The 17,284-nt window shown below is 54.8% G+C and carries 17 protein-coding genes and 2 pseudogenes; 10 read left to right on the top strand and 9 right to left on the bottom strand.

What is annotated here, in order from left to right:
* The coding region (locus UC14_RS06160) for a TOBE domain-containing protein (protein WP_198670055.1) at positions 1 to 378 on the top strand (378 nt) is incomplete at its 5' end.
* A gap of 12 nt (positions 379 to 390) precedes the next feature.
* On the opposite strand, the gene UC14_RS06155 is transcribed toward UC14_RS06160, so the two are convergent.
* Positions 391 to 654, bottom strand: a complete 264-nt coding sequence (locus UC14_RS06155) for a helix-turn-helix transcriptional regulator (protein WP_013576401.1) — start codon at positions 652 to 654, stop codon at positions 391 to 393.
* Positions 655 to 798: 144 nt separating this feature from the next.
* On the opposite strand from UC14_RS06155, the gene UC14_RS06150 reads away from it, so the two are divergent.
* Positions 799 to 1,068 (top strand): helix-turn-helix transcriptional regulator, encoded by a 270-nt coding sequence (locus UC14_RS06150; RefSeq protein ID WP_013576400.1) that lies wholly within the window; start codon positions 799 to 801, stop codon positions 1,066 to 1,068.
* Positions 1,069 to 1,126: 58 nt separating this feature from the next.
* Here UC14_RS06150 and UC14_RS06145 read toward each other — a convergent pair whose 3' ends face one another.
* A complete protein-coding gene (locus tag UC14_RS06145; protein ID WP_013576399.1) occupies positions 1,127 to 1,948 on the bottom strand; it encodes a pyridoxal phosphatase in 822 nt (273 codons plus the stop codon).
* A gap of 170 nt (positions 1,949 to 2,118) precedes the next feature.
* Between UC14_RS06145 and pgl the strand changes: the two genes are divergently transcribed.
* From pgl to UC14_RS27345, 3 genes and pseudogenes are all read left to right on the top strand, one after another.
* Positions 2,119 to 3,117 (top strand): 6-phosphogluconolactonase, encoded by a 999-nt coding sequence (pgl, locus tag UC14_RS06140; protein WP_013576398.1) that lies wholly within the window; start codon positions 2,119 to 2,121, stop codon positions 3,115 to 3,117.
* A gap of 254 nt (positions 3,118 to 3,371) precedes the next feature.
* Positions 3,372 to 4,754 (top strand): annotated as a pseudogene (locus tag UC14_RS06135) (methyl-accepting chemotaxis protein); the annotation flags it as partial.
* A 17-nt stretch (positions 4,755 to 4,771) separates the two neighbouring features.
* Positions 4,772 to 4,822: pseudogene (locus UC14_RS27345) on the top strand (hypothetical protein); the annotation flags it as partial.
* 143 nt (positions 4,823 to 4,965) lie between these two features.
* On the opposite strand, the gene UC14_RS06130 reads toward UC14_RS27345, so the two are convergent.
* The 4 genes from UC14_RS06130 to UC14_RS06115 all read right to left on the bottom strand — a co-directional run bounded on the left by UC14_RS06130 (position 4,966) and on the right by UC14_RS06115 (position 8,660).
* Positions 4,966 to 6,243, bottom strand: coding sequence for a putative acyl-CoA thioester hydrolase (locus UC14_RS06130; RefSeq protein WP_112197388.1), 1,278 nt, complete (start codon positions 6,241 to 6,243; stop codon positions 4,966 to 4,968).
* A gap of 122 nt (positions 6,244 to 6,365) precedes the next feature.
* Complete coding sequence (locus UC14_RS06125; RefSeq protein WP_013576395.1) at positions 6,366 to 6,848, bottom strand: kinase inhibitor; 483 nt, start codon at positions 6,846 to 6,848, stop codon at positions 6,366 to 6,368.
* 37 nt (positions 6,849 to 6,885) lie between these two features.
* Positions 6,886 to 7,581, bottom strand: coding sequence for a type 1 glutamine amidotransferase domain-containing protein (locus UC14_RS06120; RefSeq protein WP_013576394.1), 696 nt, complete (start codon positions 7,579 to 7,581; stop codon positions 6,886 to 6,888).
* 41 nt (positions 7,582 to 7,622) lie between these two features.
* Entirely contained in the window at positions 7,623 to 8,660 is a 1,038-nt protein-coding gene (locus UC14_RS06115; RefSeq protein WP_013576393.1) for an NADP-dependent oxidoreductase, read from the bottom strand.
* Positions 8,661 to 8,931: 271 nt separating this feature from the next.
* Between UC14_RS06115 and aphA the strand changes: the two genes are divergently transcribed.
* Positions 8,932 to 9,645, top strand: a complete 714-nt coding sequence (gene aphA, locus UC14_RS06110; protein WP_112197387.1) for an acid phosphatase AphA — start codon at positions 8,932 to 8,934, stop codon at positions 9,643 to 9,645.
* Positions 9,646 to 9,805: 160 nt separating this feature from the next.
* On the opposite strand, the gene UC14_RS06105 is transcribed toward aphA, so the two are convergent.
* Both UC14_RS06105 and UC14_RS06100 read right to left on the bottom strand, forming a co-directional pair.
* Complete coding sequence (locus UC14_RS06105; RefSeq protein WP_037037147.1) at positions 9,806 to 10,585, bottom strand: ABC transporter substrate-binding protein; 780 nt, start codon at positions 10,583 to 10,585, stop codon at positions 9,806 to 9,808.
* 41 nt (positions 10,586 to 10,626) lie between these two features.
* Positions 10,627 to 11,781: a methionine aminotransferase gene (locus UC14_RS06100; RefSeq protein WP_112197390.1), complete on the bottom strand. Its 1,155-nt coding sequence runs from the start codon at positions 11,779 to 11,781 to the stop codon at positions 10,627 to 10,629.
* 155 nt (positions 11,782 to 11,936) lie between these two features.
* Between UC14_RS06100 and UC14_RS06095 the strand changes: the two genes are divergently transcribed.
* Entirely contained in the window at positions 11,937 to 12,890 is a 954-nt protein-coding gene (locus UC14_RS06095; RefSeq protein WP_013576389.1) for a LysR substrate-binding domain-containing protein, read from the top strand.
* Here the strand turns inward: UC14_RS06095 and bioA are convergent, their stop codons facing one another.
* On the bottom strand, positions 12,891 to 14,168 hold the full coding sequence (gene bioA, locus UC14_RS06090; protein WP_112197386.1) for an adenosylmethionine--8-amino-7-oxononanoate transaminase: 1,278 nt from the start codon (positions 14,166 to 14,168) through the stop codon (positions 12,891 to 12,893).
* Positions 14,169 to 14,296: 128 nt separating this feature from the next.
* Between bioA and bioB the strand changes: the two genes are divergently transcribed.
* The 3 genes from bioB to bioC are packed head-to-tail and all read left to right on the top strand — an operon-like array spanning position 14,297 to position 17,264.
* Entirely contained in the window at positions 14,297 to 15,334 is a 1,038-nt protein-coding gene (gene bioB, locus UC14_RS06085; protein ID WP_013576387.1) for a biotin synthase BioB, read from the top strand.
* Positions 15,335 to 15,337: 3 nt separating this feature from the next.
* The gene (bioF, locus tag UC14_RS06080) at positions 15,338 to 16,489 is read left to right on the top strand and encodes an 8-amino-7-oxononanoate synthase (protein WP_112197385.1); all 1,152 of its coding nucleotides are present in this window, start codon (positions 15,338 to 15,340) and stop codon (positions 16,487 to 16,489) included.
* The gene (gene bioC / locus UC14_RS06075) at positions 16,473 to 17,264 is read left to right on the top strand and encodes a malonyl-ACP O-methyltransferase BioC (protein WP_015690232.1); all 792 of its coding nucleotides are present in this window, start codon (positions 16,473 to 16,475) and stop codon (positions 17,262 to 17,264) included. Before bioF ends, bioC begins: the two co-directional genes overlap by 17 nt.
* Positions 17,265 to 17,284 lie beyond the last annotated feature (20 nt).

Below are 17,284 nucleotides of genomic sequence, written 5' to 3'. Positions count from 1 at the left end.
GAAGAGCAAAGCAGCGTGCTGAATGTCAGCGTACTGGAACATCATCCGCGCTATGAAATGACCGCACTGGCCATTGGCGATCAGCGTTTATGGATCAGTAAAGTCGAAGAGGCGCCCGGCACGGCGTTGCGCATTCGCGTGAATTCCACGGACGTTTCGCTGGTGCTGCAACCGACGGCTAACAACAGCAGTATCCGCAATATTCTGCCAGCGAAAGTGCTCGAATGTCTGGATCTGGGGAATCAGGTGGAGGTCAAACTGGCGATGGCCGATCACATCATCTGGGCGCGGATCTCGCCGTGGGCGCGGGACGAACTGATGATCCGCGCAGGCCAGTGGTTGTATGCGCAGATCAAAAGTGTGTCGGTCAGTCGTTAATCGTATTGCGTCTTACTTTTCTGACGGGTTAAAGGCGGCGTAAAGCACCAGAACCTCTTCGGCAAACGCGTCATCAATAATATAGAAATAGCATTCCGGCACGTTAAGCACCCGGGCGAAATGACACATGGTGTCGAAGTTCGGGCTGTACGTGCCGTTTTCATATTGCGACACCCGCGAACGCGCAGTGCTCTCATCTATTCCGGCTAAAACACCCAATTTTTCCTGCGTAAGTCTGGCTTTTGTCCGTGCGGATTTCAGTCGATGTGGGATCATTATCAATAACCATAGAAACTGTATTGACGTTATGTTTAGCATCACTTAACATTATTGTTGTTTAGAGTTACTGGACATCGTTATATGTCAGTGTAATTCACAATTCAGATAGTTGAACAAACAACATAAGGAAGAGGGATAAAAATGGAAAATGACTGGCATCCGGCAGATATCATTGCTGCATTACGTAAGAAAAAATCCTCACTGGCGGCGGTCTCGCGTCAAGCCGGTTTAGGCTCATCCACACTGGCCAATGCGCTGGCGCGTCCGTGGCCGAAAGGGGAACTGATCATTGCTCAGGCTCTGGATATCCATCCGTCGGTGATCTGGCCCAGCCGGTACTTCGACGAGAATAAGCAATTAATTACCCGCGCCGTCCGGCCGGTCAGGAATAAGACGCTGAAAAGCGACTGATTATCCTGCATAAAAAAAACACCTTCCTCTGTGAAAGAGGAAGGTGTGTCGTTAAAGGTTAGTTCAGTACTTTATTGCGGATAACCTCAGCGATGCCGGGTGTTTCGTGATCGCCAATCACCAGCGCGGCACGTTCTTTGATAGCATCTGCTGCATTGCCCATCGCCACGCCCAGACCGACATTTTCCAGCATGCTCAGGTCGTTGTAGTTATCACCGAACGCCACCACATCCTGCATGCTCATACCCTGCGATTCGACCCATTCCTGCAAGCGGCGACCTTTGCTGTTGCCTCCTTTCGCCACATCCACCTGATCATGCCATGACCATTCGCAGGCCAGACCCAGCTCGTTTTCAACCTGCGAGGCAAACGTATGCAGGGCATCGAGATCCTGATGTGAGGTGGCGAATTTCCAGATCGACTGCGCATCATCAGCGGCCTCGCGAAGACTGTTCACCTGAATAATGTTTGGGCGCTGATGTTCCGGCAGGGTTTGCCCCCAGGCAATGGACCGGCTGACGTGGCCGCTCGGTTGCTGATACAGCATGGCGTCATCGACATACAACAGACCGTGGATGCCGTGATATTCCAGCAAGTCGACCACTTTTTTTGCTTTGACCGGATCCAGCGGATCAGAAGTTAAGACCTTACGTGCCTGATAATCATACAAATAGGTGCCGTTACAGCAGATAGCAGGTGTATCGAGCTGCAATGCCTGATAAAACGGATGGATAGCGACATGATGGCGTCCGGTCACGACGACCACTTTGATTCCCTGTGCACGGGCATCGGCCAGTGCGGCAAGGGATTCTGGAAGGATACGTTTTTGGCGGTCCAGCAGCGTCCCGTCGAGATCGAGCGCAATAATGCGATAAGTCATGAGCAGTCCATCGTAAGTGAGGGGGAATAAGGGGAAATTATCGCCATATTACCTTTTTTAGCCTGCTAATTAAACCGGGTATCCGGCACTAAAGGTGCCGTCGTATCGTGCTAACCTGAGCTACGCTGTAAAAAACATAACGACTCATTCAGTCTTAATAAGGAGATGTGATGAAGCAAGTTGTCTACATTGCCAGCCCTGAGAGCCAGCAAATCCACGCTTTTCGTCTGGCAGACAATGGTGAACTGAGCCTGCTGCAAACGGTGGACGTTCCGGGACAGGTTCAGCCGATGGTGATTCATCCCGATGGTCATCGTCTTTACGTCGGCGTACGTCCTGAGTTCGGCGTGCTGACCTACCGCATCGACCATGAAGGTAAACTGGAAGAAGCCGCGATGGCACCTCTGCCGGGCAGTCCGACGCATCTGGGTATAGACCTTCAGGGGCGTTTTGTGTTCTCCGCGTCCTACAGCTTTAACAATGTCAGCATTCATCCGCTGGATGAAAAAGGCCTCGCACTGGCCCCGGTGCAGGTGCTGGAAAACATCCAGGCTCCGCACTCAGCCAATATTGACCCGACCAATCAGGTGCTGATGATCCCGGCGCTGAAAGAAGACCGTATCCGCCAGTTTGACTTCAGTGTGAACGGCGAAGCGACGCCGCATAACGCGCCGGAGCTGAAAACCGCAGCGGGTGCGGGCCCGCGTCATATGGCATTCCACCCGAATCATCATTTTGCCTACTGTGTAAATGAGCTGAACAGCAGCGTGGATGTGTACCAGAAAGACGTCACCAGCGGCGAATACCGTCAGGTGCAGACACTGGGGATTATGCCCGCTGATTTCACCGGCACCTGCTGGGCGGCCGATTTGCACATCACGCCGGACGGCAAATTCCTGTATGCCTCAGACCGTACTGCCAGCCTGATTTCTGTGCTGACCGTCTCAGAAGATGGCAGCGTGCTTGAACTGGCCGGGCATCACGCCACCCAGACACAGCCGCGTGGTTTCAATATTGATCACTCCGGCCAGTATGTGATCACCGCAGGACAGAAATCGGATGCGATTGAAGTCGCGAAAATTGATCCGCAAAACGGTCAGCTGACGACGTTGAAAACCTACGCGGTGGGCAAAGGCCCGATGTGGGTAAGCATTCTGGAAATTAATTAATCACGGCTGTTTACTGGTTAGTTTATCTAATGATTTATTTTTAACTGATCAATAATACCGCTCTGAAATAATGATCAAGCCCCTGTAATAAGGGGCTTTTTTATTGCCTGTGCTATACGTGCTATATATAAGAAATATTTTAATGTTTCTATAAATGTTGAACATTGCTGGTCGATAACTCTCCCGTTATTCACTGATTCTTCGGTGGCGTTGCCACTTCAGAGTCAGTCCTTTTGGTTATCAGGGAGAAGAAAATGAATGTACTTTCAGGGATCGCTGGCCGGGTTCGCCATGCCTCAATTGCCAGCAAGCTCGGTGCAGGATTTGCGCTGGTGTTGCTTCTGGGATCCTTTATCGCTGTGTCCGGTGTCTACCATCTGACCAGCATCAATCAACGCGCTGAAAAGGCGTCCTTGCTCAAGACCGTTAACGATTTGCTGAGCGATGCCAAATTTACCCGGCTTTCATATATGGCCAGCAAAGACCCCAGATTTGTTGAAGAAAACCGCCAGGCGCTGGATAAACTGGAAGCCCGTCAGGCTGATGTTGAGGCGTACTCCTGGGATCCGCAAGACCAGCGTCTGGTGGAAACCATGCCGGAAAATATCCGCCGTTATCGTGAAAGCTGGCAGCACACGCTGAATCCTCCGGCAGGCAGCGATGCGGAAAAAATCACCGCACAATTGGCCGAAGCCGGGCTGGCCCTGACCTCTGCGTCTAACACGTTGCTCGATCATGAGATGAACAATCTGCATAACGAAGTGACGCGCACCATTTCTGAAATGCTGGTGATCATTGTGGCGACTGTGGTTGCCGGTGTGTTGATTTCGTGGCGCATGACTCGTCAGCTGACACTTCCTCTGCGCCGCACGCTGCAAACCGCAGAACGTATCGCTGCCGGTGATCTTTCTACTCATGCCACCAGCCACAGTTTTGACGAAGTGGGGCAACTGAGCCGCGCCATTGAAACCATGAACCAGAACCTGCACGGCATCATCGGTGATATCCGCGAAGGCGTAACGCAGGTGACCCGCGCTTCGGGCGAAATAGCCGCAGGTAATATCGATCTGTCAGCCCGTACCGAAGAGCAGGCGGCAGCGCTGGGGCAAACAGCGGCCAGCATGGAACAACTGACCTCAACGGTGAAACAGAACGCCGACAATGCCGCGCAGGCCAGTCAGCTGGCCTCCGATGCGGCCAATACGGCAGCGCGGGGCGGTAAACTGGTGGCCGATGTCGTGGGCGTGATGAAAGAGATTACTGTCAGTTCGAAGCAGATTTCCGAAATTACCACGGTCATCAACAGCATCGCTTTCCAGACCAATATTCTGGCGCTGAATGCTGCGGTTGAAGCGGCGCGGGCAGGGGAGCAGGGCCGCGGTTTTGCCGTGGTCGCCAGCGAAGTCCGTAGCCTTGCGCAGCGCAGCGGGCAGGCGGCGAAAGAGATTGAAGGGCTGATTGGTAAATCGGTGATTAACGTTAATAACGGCTCTGTGCTGGTTGGCAAAGCGGGTGACACGATGGAAGAAATCGTCGGCTCTGTCCGTCATGTCACGCAAATCATTCATGAGATCGCATCGGCGTCTGACGAGCAAAGTCGCGGCATCAGTCAGATTGCGCAGGCGGTGGCAGAGATGGATACCGTCACCCAGCAAAACTCGGCGCTGGTTCAACAGTCTGCCAGTGCGGCGGCTTCGCTCGATGAGCAGGCGGTGAATCTGGAACGCACGGTGTCGGTATTCCGTCTGGGCAACGAAGCGTTGTAACATTTTCGCAGAACGAAGTCCGCAGAACGAAAAAAAACCGCCGGAGGCAACCCCGGCGGTTTTTTCATGGCATCAGACTGAATTACTTCGCAGGCTGTGTCAGCACGTTGTTGTACTGCCACAGGCGGTTGAAGTTAGTGTCATTCAGATTGCGCTGTTGTTTCTCATCTTTTGGCACGTTGCCGGCAAATGGCTGGCCGGAGAAGACAGAAGCGCCCCACGGATTCATCTGGTCATAGCTGTTGTCGAAGCTGCTGTCGCGGATTACCAGCTGGCTGCTTGCGCCATCAGCATCCCACGCACGCCCCATTTTCGCTTTCGCAGCCTGCTCGAAGCCACGGTCGCCGGTCAGGTTGCTGTCGATCACCAGGAAGCCATACGGTGCAGCTGCTGGCGTGTTTGGCGCAAAGACAGACGCCTGTTTCACGCCACGGCTGCTGACGGTGTGGAATTCAACGTGGTCAAAGACGGCATTCGCCCGACCAAATACGTAATCCACATCACCCACGATCAGGCTGTTATGCACGTATGCACGGCTGTAACGACTGTTGTCAGTCTGGTTGTGGATGTTGGCGGTGTTCACCATAAAGGTATTCTGGCGGCCAATCAGGCGCACGTTATCCAGAATCACATTGTCACCGTCGGTACGCAGCGCAACGGCGGAATGATCGCCCCCGTCAACAGTATCGAGCAGGGAATTGCCGATGGTCAGGTTCTGAATCTGCACACCGTTGCTTTGTGACCACACGGTCGCGGTACAGCCGGTGCCGATGGTTTCAGTGGTCAGGGTGGCGCAGTTCTGGAACATATAGAACGCGCGATCGCCCGGCAGGAACTGGCCGTTAGGACTGACGGTTGAACGGTAAGTGGCGGGTGCCGCTGCGGCTTCCAGACCTTGTGCGAGGGTCACATCAGCAGAGCTGTTGCCCGCACCGAATAAGGTGACCGGTGGTGAACCCGCCGGGATGTACACGGCGCCGTTGTAAGTGCCTGGCAGGATTTTAATGAAGATACGTTCACCGTGGTTACGCACAGCCAGTGCCGCGTTTACCGCCATCTGAACGTTAGAGTATTCTGCGCCGTCGGTGCCTAACTGCGGGCCGACCACGAAATGGGTGTTCACACCGTCAGTGCTGGCCAGTTTAGGGAACCAGCCCTGTTGCTGAACCTGCAAAGAAGGGCCGCCAAAGGCCAGATAATTTTTCGTTGTAAAATTGGCCGCTTCGTCCGCTGATAACACGGGCAGTGACGCGGTGCCCGGAGCAACCTGGCTGGATAAGCCTTGATGGCTGCTGCATGCCGCCAGGATCAGGCTGGCAGACAACATAGCGCACGCGCGCGACAGGGTGGAAATTTTCACTGTGACTGACTCCTTGATGAAGAAGATTGTTCTTTTTTTTCAATGTTGCGGTCATCGCCGCAATAAAAAAACGGTGGCCAGTAAAACTGACCACCTTTTCTGCGTCTTTTATACCACAGGAATCAGCTGTATATCACTGTCAGTGATGCTTTGCCGAGAGTATGGAAATGCACATTGAAGCCGAGATACGCGCCGCTGGCATTCTCATCGACTTCCAGCGTTTCAGTATCGATGGCGTATACGGTGAAATGATAGTGATGGTGTTCGCCCTGCGGAGGGGCTGCGCCGCCATAACCGGCTTTGCCAAAATCGGTGCGGGTCTGCACGGCACCGGCAGGTAAACCGCCTTTGCCGGAGCCCGCGCCTTGCGGCAATTCGGTGACGTCTGCCGGAATATTCGCGACGCCCCAGTGCCACCAGCCGGAGCCGGTCGGGGCATCCGGGTCATAAACGGTTATCACAAAACTTTTGGTGCCCTCGGGGGCACCGGACCAGGCCAGATGCGGCGAAAGGTTGTCGCCGTTGTAGCCCATGCCGTTAAAAACCTGCGTTTCCGGCATTTTGTCGCCATCGCGCAAATCATTACTGGTGAGTGTAAATGCCATAGAACCCTCTTCAGATGATGAAATAGTCACGGGCAGATTACTTGCCGACCTCGCCGCCGCCCAGCATTTTCAGTAATGCCTGCGCGACTGCTCTGGAAGAGGCCGGATTCTGACCGGTGATCAGTTTGCCATCGGTGACGGCATAAGGCCGCCAGTCCGCTGCCTTACTGTAATCGCCGCCATTTTTCTTCAGCTCGTCTTCAACCAAAAAAGGCACGATGTCGGTCAGGCCAACCGCGTCTTCTTCGCTGTTACTAAAGCCGGTTACGCGCTTGTCTTTCACCAGCGGCGTGCCATCTTCCACCAGCACATTGCGCAACACCCCCGGCGCGTGGCAGACCGCAGAAACCGGTTTGCCCGCTGCCCAGAAAGCCTGGATCAGCGCGATGGAATGCGGGTCTTCAGACAGATCCCACAACGGTCCGTGACCACCCGGATAGAAAATGGCATCGAAGTCATCAGCGTTAACATCAGCAAGTTTGTGCGTGTTCGCCAGCACCTTCTGCGCATCTTTATCACTGCGGAAGCGTTCGGTTGTTTCGGTCTGCGCATCCGGCTCATCACTTTTCGGATCGAGTGGTGGCTGTCCGCCTTTCGGCGAGGCCAGCGTCAGCCCGGCGCCTGCATCCAGAAACTCGTAATAAGGCGCGGTAAATTCTTCCAGCCAGAAACCGGTTTTCTTACCGGTTTCGCCGAGCTTATCGTGTGATGTCAATACAATCAGTAATTTCATGTTACCTCCTGTGGACGCCGTCAGCTTTAGTTAAGGAGTAATCAGTCCTGACCGACACGAACGACCAGTTTGCCAAAGTTTTTACCCTCAAGCAGGCCAAAGAACGCCTGCGGTGCATTCTCTAATCCTTCCACGATATCTTCGCGGAATTTCACTTTCCCTTGTTCAAACCATTCGCTCATCTGTTTTGCAAACTCCGGATAGCGATGGCCGTAATCATCAAAAATAATAAAGCCCTGCACACGCATGCGTTTCTTCAGAATGGTGCCGGTCAGCAGGGAAAGGCGATCTTGTCCCTCTTTCAGACCGGTCGCGTTATATTGGGAAACCAGCCCGCACAGCGGAATACGCGCTTTGGTATTGAGCAGCGGCAATACGGCATCAAACACCGCGCCACCGACGTTTTCAAAATACACATCAATGCCATCCGGGCAGGCCGCTTTCAGGCGTTTATCCAGATCCGGGGCGCGGTGATCGAGACACTCATCGAAACCGAAATGTTCAACGGCATAGCGGCATTTCTCTTCACCACCGGCAATCCCGATCACGCGACAGCCTTTGATTTTACCAATTTGTCCGACCAGCGAGCCGACCGGCCCGGTCGCTGCAGCAACGACCAGCGTTTCCCCCGGCTTGGGTTCGCCAATATCCAGCAGCCCCATAAAAGCGGTGAAGCCCGGCATGCCTAAAACACCGAGTGCAAGGGAAGGTTGTTTGAGTGCCGCGCCTTCGAGTTTCTTCACGGCTTTGGCGTCGGCCACGGAATAATCCTGCCATCCGGTGCTGCCGACCACGAAATCCCCGGCTTTAAAATCCGGGCTTTTTGATTCCACCACGCGGGAAACTGCGCCGCCGGTCATTACTTCACCGATTTGTACCGGCGCAGCGTAAGAAGGCGCATCGCTCATACGTCCGCGCATGTACGGGTCGAGCGAAAGCCACACGGTACGCAGTAATAACTGACCGTCTCTGGCCTGCGGTAACGGCGCTTTTTCCAGACGGAAATTGTCATCGACGGGTTTGCCGTGAGGGCGTGAAGCCAGCACGATGCGGCGGTTTTCAGACTGTAACTGGGGCATAGTCATTCCTTTTCGTTTTCTTATAAGAAAGTTAAAAGCTAACGTAATTGGGAATAAGTATAGGACGCTAAACAGTTTTCGAACCAAGCGCTTTATGCCATGTTTGAATAAACCCTGCGATTTTTCCCTGAAATGTGACCATCATCTTTTCCTATGACATCTGCCGGAAAATTCCTTTAAATCTGCAGGTTGCACAGGTATGGTCGGTAAGATTTTTGACCCGTTGCTCCACTTTATCTGCAAGATTAATAAGCATAAAAAAGGGATCCTAATGCGTAAAACTCCTCTGGCACTGAGTGCCGTTTTCCTGTTGCTCAGCCTGAATCAGTCTGCCTTCGCCAAAGAGCCCGCGCCCGCGCCGCTCTGGCCGGGCGTCAATGTGGCGCAACTCGCGCAGCAATCGCCGGTTCACTGGGTGTCGGTCGCGCAAATTGAAAACAGCCTGAACGGCCGCCCGTCAATAGCTGTCGGTTTTGATATCGATGACACGGTGTTGTTTTCCTCGCCAGGCTTTTACCGCGGGCAGGTCGAGTTTTCCCCCGGAAAACAGGATTATCTGAAGAACCCGAAATTCTGGGAGAAAATGAACAACGGCTGGGATGATTTCAGCATGCCAAAAGAGGTGGCAAAGAGCCTGATTGCCATGCACCTCAAACGCGGCGACAGCATTTACTTCGTGACCGGCCGCAGCGAAACCAAAACTGAGACCGTGACGAAGACGCTGCAGAACGATTTCCAAATCCCGCAGGACAAAGTGAATGCGGTTATTTTCGCCGGTGACAAAGCCGGTCAGAACACAAAAACGCAGTGGCTGAAAGATAAGCAAATTAAAGTGTTTTATGGCGACTCTGACAATGATATCACTGCCGCTCAGGCCGTGAGCGCGAGGGGCATTCGCGTACTGCGTGCGTCAAACTCCAGCTATAAACCGCTGCCACAAGCCGGTGCGTTTGGCGAAGAAGTCATTGTGAATTCTGAGTATTAAGTGGCACCCTCCCCTGCGAAGGGGAGGGCTGGGGTGGGGTATTAAAGCAAAATCAATGGGTTGAAGTTTTTTTGACGAGGTGTTAGCCCTTAAAAACTCCCTCCCGGCCTCCCCCTTCGCAGAGGGAGGCGCAAAAGTTAAACCTGTCTTCCTGGCGGCTTTACTTCACGCTCACATCAATATCACCAAAGTATTTCTTCGAAAGCTCTTTCACCACGCCATCTTTTTGCACTTTAGCGATCGCTGTATCCAGCTTTTCTTTCAACTGGGTATCGCCTTTACGCAGGCCGAAGGCGATGCCGCTGCCGAGAATTTTGTCATCGCGTACGGCGTCACCGACGAAGCCGTAATCTTTACCGTCCGGACGCGACAGGAAACCGGTCTGACCGGCCGGGGCCAGCACTAATGTGCCGTCGAGACGACCGGATGACAGATCCAGATACACCTGATTCTGATCCTGATAAGAGACGATATCCACGCCTTTCGGTGCCCAGTGTGCCTGCGCATAACTTTCCTGAATCGACCCCTGTAACACGCCGATATGCTTGCCTTTCAGCGACTCCGTGGTCGGCAGCAGGCCGGAATCTTTCTTCGCAATCAGTTTGGTGGGGACGCGGTAAATCACGTTGGTAAAATCAATCGCCTGACGACGTTTATCCGTCACGTTCATCGCCGAGTTAATCGCATCAAATTTACGCGCCTGCAGGGCTGCAATCAGGCCGTCGAAAGAAGTGTCGTACCAGTCGCATTTCACACTGGCGGCGGCGCAGACGGCGTTGCCCAGATCGATATCAAAACCCTGTAATTCACCGGTCGCGCTTTTCGATTCGAACGGTGGATATTGCGCTTCCAGACCAAATTTGAGCGTGGAACCGTCCGCCAGTGCGGAGAAAGACGCGACGGCACAACCTAACAGCAATGCGATTTTCAATTTTTTCATTATTCACAATTCCCCGGCGTTATTGAGATGAATACAAAGGTTCAGACGCGACACAACCGGCGTGCGCCTTCGTACAACGTGTCGTTATCTTTGGCAAAGCTCAGACGGATAAGCCCTGTTGGTTGGTTATTGCTGTAAAAGGCTGACAGCGGAATGGTCGCGATCTGATGATCGCGGATCAGGCTCAGCACAAATTCGTCGTCGGTCAGTGGACTGAAATGACTAAAACGCGCCAGCATAAAGAAACTGCCACGGCTTGGCAGTAATTCAAAGCGGGATTCGCTGAGGGCTTCGGCCAGCAGGTCGCGTTTTTGCTGATAAAAATCGGCCAGTCCCAGATAACTTTGCGGGTCAGCCAGCGCTTCGGCGAATGCGACCTGCATCGGCGTATCGGCAGAGAACACCATAAACTGATGCACTTTGCGGATTTCATCCATTAGTTCTGCCGGTGCCAGGCAATAACCCACACGCCAGCCGGTGACGTGATAGGTTTTGCCGAAAGACGACACAATCACGCTGCGCTCAGCCAGTTGCGGATAGCAGGCCATGCTTTCGTGGCGCTCGCCGTCGAACACCACGTGCTCATACACTTCATCGGACAAAATCACGATGTCGGTGTCTTGGGTCAGCGCGGTCAGTCGTTCGATATCAAATTCAGTGAAAATGGCACCGGTCGGGTTATGCGGACTGTTGATGATGATCATTCGCGTGCGGCTGTTGATCGCGCTGGCGACCTGATCCCAGTCGATGCTGAAATCATCCAGCGACAGGCCGATAGCCACCGGCTTCGCGCCCTGTAAACGGACGATCGGTGCATAGCTGTCAAATGACGGCTCGAAATAAATGACTTCATCGCCCGGATGTACCAGGGCGCTGATGGCGGAATACAGGCCTTCGCTGGCGCTGGCAATCACCGTCACTTCGCTGTCGGCATCATATTTGCAGCCATAAAGCGCTTCGACTTTGGCGGACAACGCATGGCGTAATGCCGCCACGCCACTCATTGGTGCGTACTGGTTATGCCCCTCGCGCATGGCTTTTGCGACGCTGTCGATTAACGCGGGCTGGCATGAGAAATTCGGTGCCCCCTGTGACAGGTTCAGGGCGTTATGTTCAGCGCTGAGCTGGCCGATAACGGTAAAAATGGTGGTGCCGACGTCAGGTAGTTTTGACAGGGGCGACATGGCGCTCTTCATAGCATTTTCCCCAAAAAGCAGGCCGGGTGGCCATGAGAAGGTAAAAACGGGTGTTGAATGATTAAGCAACAGTTCCCCTGTGCCGACAATGGAAAGTTTGTCATACTCGTTATGATCTGAAGTCATGGCTTTATAACGTTTCTGACGAGGTAACTGTGAGTTTTTCTCCTGAACTGCCGTATCTGAATTTACCCTCGCTCAACGTGCTGAAAACCTTTGCCGTGGTTGCGCAAACCTTGAATCTGACACACGCGGCGGCGTTGCTGCACATCACCCAGGGCGCGGTCAGTCGCCAGATCACCGGACTTGAGGCCACGCTGGGTTATCCGTTGTTTTTACGTCAGGCCCGCGGGCTGACGCTGACCCCGCGCGGGGCGCAGTTGTTGCCGCCGGTACAACAGGCGCTGGCGCTGATGGGAGAAGCCTTGCAACGTGTGGGTTCGCATCCGGATACCTTACGCATTAAATGCCCGACCTGTTCCATGCGCTGGCTGCTGCCGCGTGTTATCCAGCTACAAAACGACAGGCCGGATTTGCAGATCGAGCTGACAGCTTCCATCGCCCACGGCGTGGATTTCAGCAACGAACATTTTGATGCTGCCGTAGTGTTTGGTCGTCCGCCGGAATCACAGCGCCGGGCGCATCATCTGTTTGATGAAGTGCTGACGCCGGTGTGTACGCCGGAGTTTCTGCCGCGTCATAAAGGGAAAACGAAAGTGGCGGATCTGGCCGATAAAACGCTGCTTCACCCGACGCGTGACCGTCGCGACTGGTTGTTGTGGCTGCGGGAGGAGGGCGTACAGGGATTGCCGTCAGCCAAATCACAGCATTTCGATACGCTGGATCTGGCGATCAATTCGGCGTTGCAGGGCTACGGTGTGGCGATAGGCGATCTGACATTAATTGAAGATGATTTGCAGGCGGGAAGGGTGATTGCGCCGTTCCCGCTGTGCGTGGCAAGCGGCGCGTCTTATACGTTGCTGTATCCGGAAAATCCGACCCCTGCGCTGAAAGTGGCAATTGATTTTCTTAATGAAGAAGCGCGGCTCAGCCGGGAAAAACTGAGCGCGCTGTTATCCACCTCGCACCGGTTAGTCACTACAGGCTAATCAGTAAAGCGCAGTCAGTGCGCTGGCGATTGCGCCGGTCAGTTTGCTCAGTTCTTCAGGTGAAATGATGTACGGCGGCATCAGGTAAATCAGCTTGCCGAACGGGCGGATCCACACACCCTGACCGACAAAATGCTTCTGCAATTGCGCCATGTCTACCGGCTGGCGCATTTCCACCACACCAATCGCCCCGAGCACCCGCACATCGGCGACCGCCGGATGTGCTGCCAGCGGCTGTAAACCGGCATTCAGCTGTTTCTCAATGCTCAATACCTGCGCCTGCCAGCGGTTTTCCGCAAGTAAATGCAGGCTGGCGCTGGCGACCGCGCAGGCCAGCGGATTGCCCATAAATGTCGGGCCGTGCATGAAACATCCCGCCTCGCCGTCACTGATCACCTGTGCCACATGGCGGGTGGTGAGCGTGGCGGAAAGTGTCATGTAGCCGCCGGTCAGGGCTTTGCCGAGGCAGAGGATATCCGGCGAAATCCCGGCGTGATCACAGGCAAACAGCTTGCCGGTGCGGCCAAATCCGGTGGCAATTTCATCGGCAATCAGCAACACGCCATATTCATCGCATAACTTACGCACGCGTTTGAGATACAACGGGTGATAAATCCGCATCCCGCCCGCCCCCTGAACGATGGGTTCTACAATGACTGCGGCGATTTTGCGGTGATTTTCGTCCAGCATTTTGGCAAATGGCGCGATATCCGCCTCATCCCATTCCCCGTCAAAACGGCTCTGCGGCGCATCGGCGAACAGATGCTGCGGCAGATAACCCTGATACAAACTGTGCATCGAGTTTTGCGGGTCACAGACTGACATCGCGCCAAAGGTGTCGCCGTGATAGCCATTGCGCAGGGTCAGCAACGTCTGGCGTTTTTCACCGCGCGCCTGCCAGTATTGCATCGCCATTTTCAGTGCTACTTCAACGGCCACCGAACCAGAATCCGCCAGAAACACGCATTCCAGCCCGGCGGGGGTCATTTCTACCAGACGGCGGCACAACGCAACCGCCGGCGGATGGGTGATCCCGCCAAACATCACATGTGACATTTTTCCGATTTGTTCGATGGCCGCCTGGTTCAACTGCGGATGGTTGTAACCGTGGATTGCCGCCCACCAGGACGACATGCCATCAACCAGTTTGCGGCCATCAGCCAGCTGCAACATCACGCCGGACGCGGATTCCACCGGATAGGCGGGCAGCGGTTTGGTCATAGAGGTATACGGATGCCAGATGTGGCGCTGGTCGAATTCAATATCGGCGGGGGTCATAAACGAATCCTGAGGCGTAAGCTGTAAACTAAAAAATAATTTTAACGTTGACGGTAAACCAAAACAAATTAAAAATGGTTTACGGATTATGAAAAAAATACAACTGAACACTTTTTAAAGGAGTCGCAATGACTGCCCGCACCCACTGGACGCTGGAAAAAACGCAGGCCCTGTTCGATAAGCCATTCCTGGAGCTGATGTTCGAAGCGCAGCAAATTCACCGTCAGCATTTTGACCCGCGACAGGTTCAGGTCAGCACCTTGCTGTCGATCAAAACCGGTGCCTGTCCCGAAGACTGTAAATATTGCCCGCAAAGTTCCCGTTACAAAACCGGGCTGGAATCTGAACGTCTGATGCAAGTCGAGCAGGTGCTCGAATCTGCCCGACAGGCGAAAGCCGCCGGTTCAACCCGTTTCTGTATGGGCGCGGCGTGGAAAAACCCGCACGATCGTGACATGCCGTACCTCGAGCAGATGGTGCAGGGCGTGAAAGAAATGGGCATGGAAACCTGCATGACCCTCGGCACGCTGAACACTACGCAGGCACAGCGTCTGGCGCACGCCGGGCTGGATTTCTACAACCATAACCTTGATACCTCGCCGGAATTTTACGGCAGCATCATAACGACCCGCAGCTATCAGGAACGTCTGGATACGCTGGCGGAAGTGCGCGGTGCGGGCATTAAAGTCTGTTCCGGCGGCATTGTGGGTTTAGGTGAAACCGTCAAAGACCGCGCCGGTTTGCTGATGCAACTGGCGAACCTGCCGGTGCCGCCGGAAAGTGTGCCGATCAACATGCTGGTGAAAGTGAAAGGTACGCCGCTGGCGGATAATGACGATGTGGATCCGTTTGATTTCATCCGCACGATCGCGGTCGCGCGCATCATGATGCCGCAATCTTATGTGCGTCTGTCTGCCGGACGTGAGCAGATGAGTGAGCAGACCCAGGCGATGTGCTTTATGGCCGGTGCCAACTCCATCTTCTACGGCTGCAAACTGCTGACCACGCCAAACCCGGCAGAAGATAAAGACCTGATTCTGTTCGGCAAGCTGGGGCTTAACCCGCAGTCATTTGAAACAGAAATGGGCGATAACCAGCAGCAGGCTGCGCTTGCCGAGCAGCTGGTCCACGCCGATACCGATCAGTTCTACAACGCTGCGGTATAACCGGTGAGCTGGCAAACGCGGATCAACGACGCGGTGGCGGCGCGCAAACAGGCGGCGGCATTTCGTGTACGGCAGCCGAATGAGGGCGGCAGTGCGCGTTTTCTGACGCAGGGCGGGCGGCGTTATCTGAATTTTTCCGGTAACGATTATCTTGGCCTGAGTCAGGACGCTGAGGTGATCGCCGCGTGGCAGCAGGGCGCGGCTAAATACGGTGTCGGCAGCGGCGGTTCAGGACACGTCACCGGTTACAGCGAGGTGCATGCCGCGTTTGAGCAACAACTGGCGCAGTGGCAGGGATATCCGCGGGCTTTGCTGTTTATCTCCGGTTTTGCGGCGAATCAGGCGATTCTCGCGGCGCTGATGCAGGCTGAGGATCGCGTGCTGGCTGACAAACTCAGTCACGCGTCTTTACTGGAAGCCGCAGCCCATGCACCTTCGCAGTTGCGGCGTTTTCACCACAATCAGCCGGATTCCCTTGAGCGCCTGCTGGAAAAACCCGTAGCTGGTGAAACGCTGGTGGTGACCGAAGGTGTATTCAGTATGGACGGCGACGCCGCGCCGCTGGCTGATCTGCATAACTTGTCCAAAGCGCACGGTAGCTGGCTGATGGTTGATGACGCGCACGGTGTGGGCGTTACCGGTGAAGAAGGGCGCGGCAGTTGCTGGCAACAGGGCATCCGGCCGGAACTGCTGGTGGTCACATTCGGAAAAGCTTTCGGTTGCAGCGGCGCGGCGGTGTTGTGTGATGATGCTACCGCCGATTACCTGTTGCAGTTTGCCCGCCATCTGATTTACAGCACGTCGATGCCCGCCGCGCAGGTGTGCGCGTTACAGGCTGCACTGGCACGAGTCCGGCAGGATGACGGTCTGCGTGATAAACTGGCCGCCAATATTGCCCGTTTTCGCGCGGGTGCCGCCGGTTTGCCGTATCCGCTGACCGGTTCACAGACGGCGATCCAGCCGGTGATTGTGGGTGAAAACCAGCCCGCGCTGGATCTGGCATCCACCTTGCGCGATCGCGGATTGTGGGTCAGCGCCATCCGTCCACCGACGGTGCCACCGGGCAGTGCGCGGCTGCGCATTACTCTGACAGCGGCGCATGAGCCGGAAGATATCGATTTTTTGCTGGAGTCCCTTCATGGGTGCAGTCACTGAATTAGTGAACAAACAAGCGGTGGCCGATGCGTTCAGTCGCGCCGCCATCAGTTACGAAAACGCCGCACAGTTGCAGCGTGATGTGGGTGAGGAATTACTGGCGCTGGCAGCGCCGTATCTGCAAGACGCCGGCAAGATTGTCGTCGATGCGGGCTGTGGCACCGGCCACTTCAGCCGTTACTGGCGTGCGCAGGGTAAAAATGTCATTGCGCTGGATCTCTCTGAGGGCATGTTAAATCGCGCCCGTGAGCTGGATTCTGCTGATGAATACGTGCCGGGCGACATCGAACGTTTGCCGTTTGCCGACAACTCTGTCGATATCTGCTTCAGCAATCTGGCGGTGCAGTGGTGTAACGCACTGCCACGCGCACTGGAAGAAATGCACCGCGTCACCCGCAACGGCGGGCTGGTGCTGTTTTCCACGCTGGCAGAAGGTTCGCTCAATGAGCTGGCCGCGGCATGGATGAAGGTCGATGGCCGACGTCACGTGAATCAGTTCCTGACGCCGGACAAAATCGCCGAAGCCTGCGCGCCGTATCGCCATGATGTGACCTTCAGCGATCATGTTGCTCAATTCCCCGATGTGATGTCGCTGCTGCGCTCCCTGAAAGGCATCGGTGCGACGCACATCAAAAATGGCCGCCTCGGCGGTCTGGGCGGGCGTGAACGTCTGCAATTGCTGGACAAACACTATGCCCGCCGCGACGGCATCCTGCCGCTCAACTACCGGCTGGTCTACGGCATTTTGCAGGTCGAAGAACTTATCCCCCGATAAATAACTCCTCCCCCTGCGAA

The organism is Rahnella sp. NRRL B-41462, assembly GCF_003263525.1.
GTDB classification, from domain to species: Bacteria; Pseudomonadota; Gammaproteobacteria; order Enterobacterales; family Enterobacteriaceae; genus Rahnella; species Rahnella aceris.
Note: the sequence above shows the minus strand (reverse complement) of the source record. Positions and strands in the feature narration are given on the sequence as shown.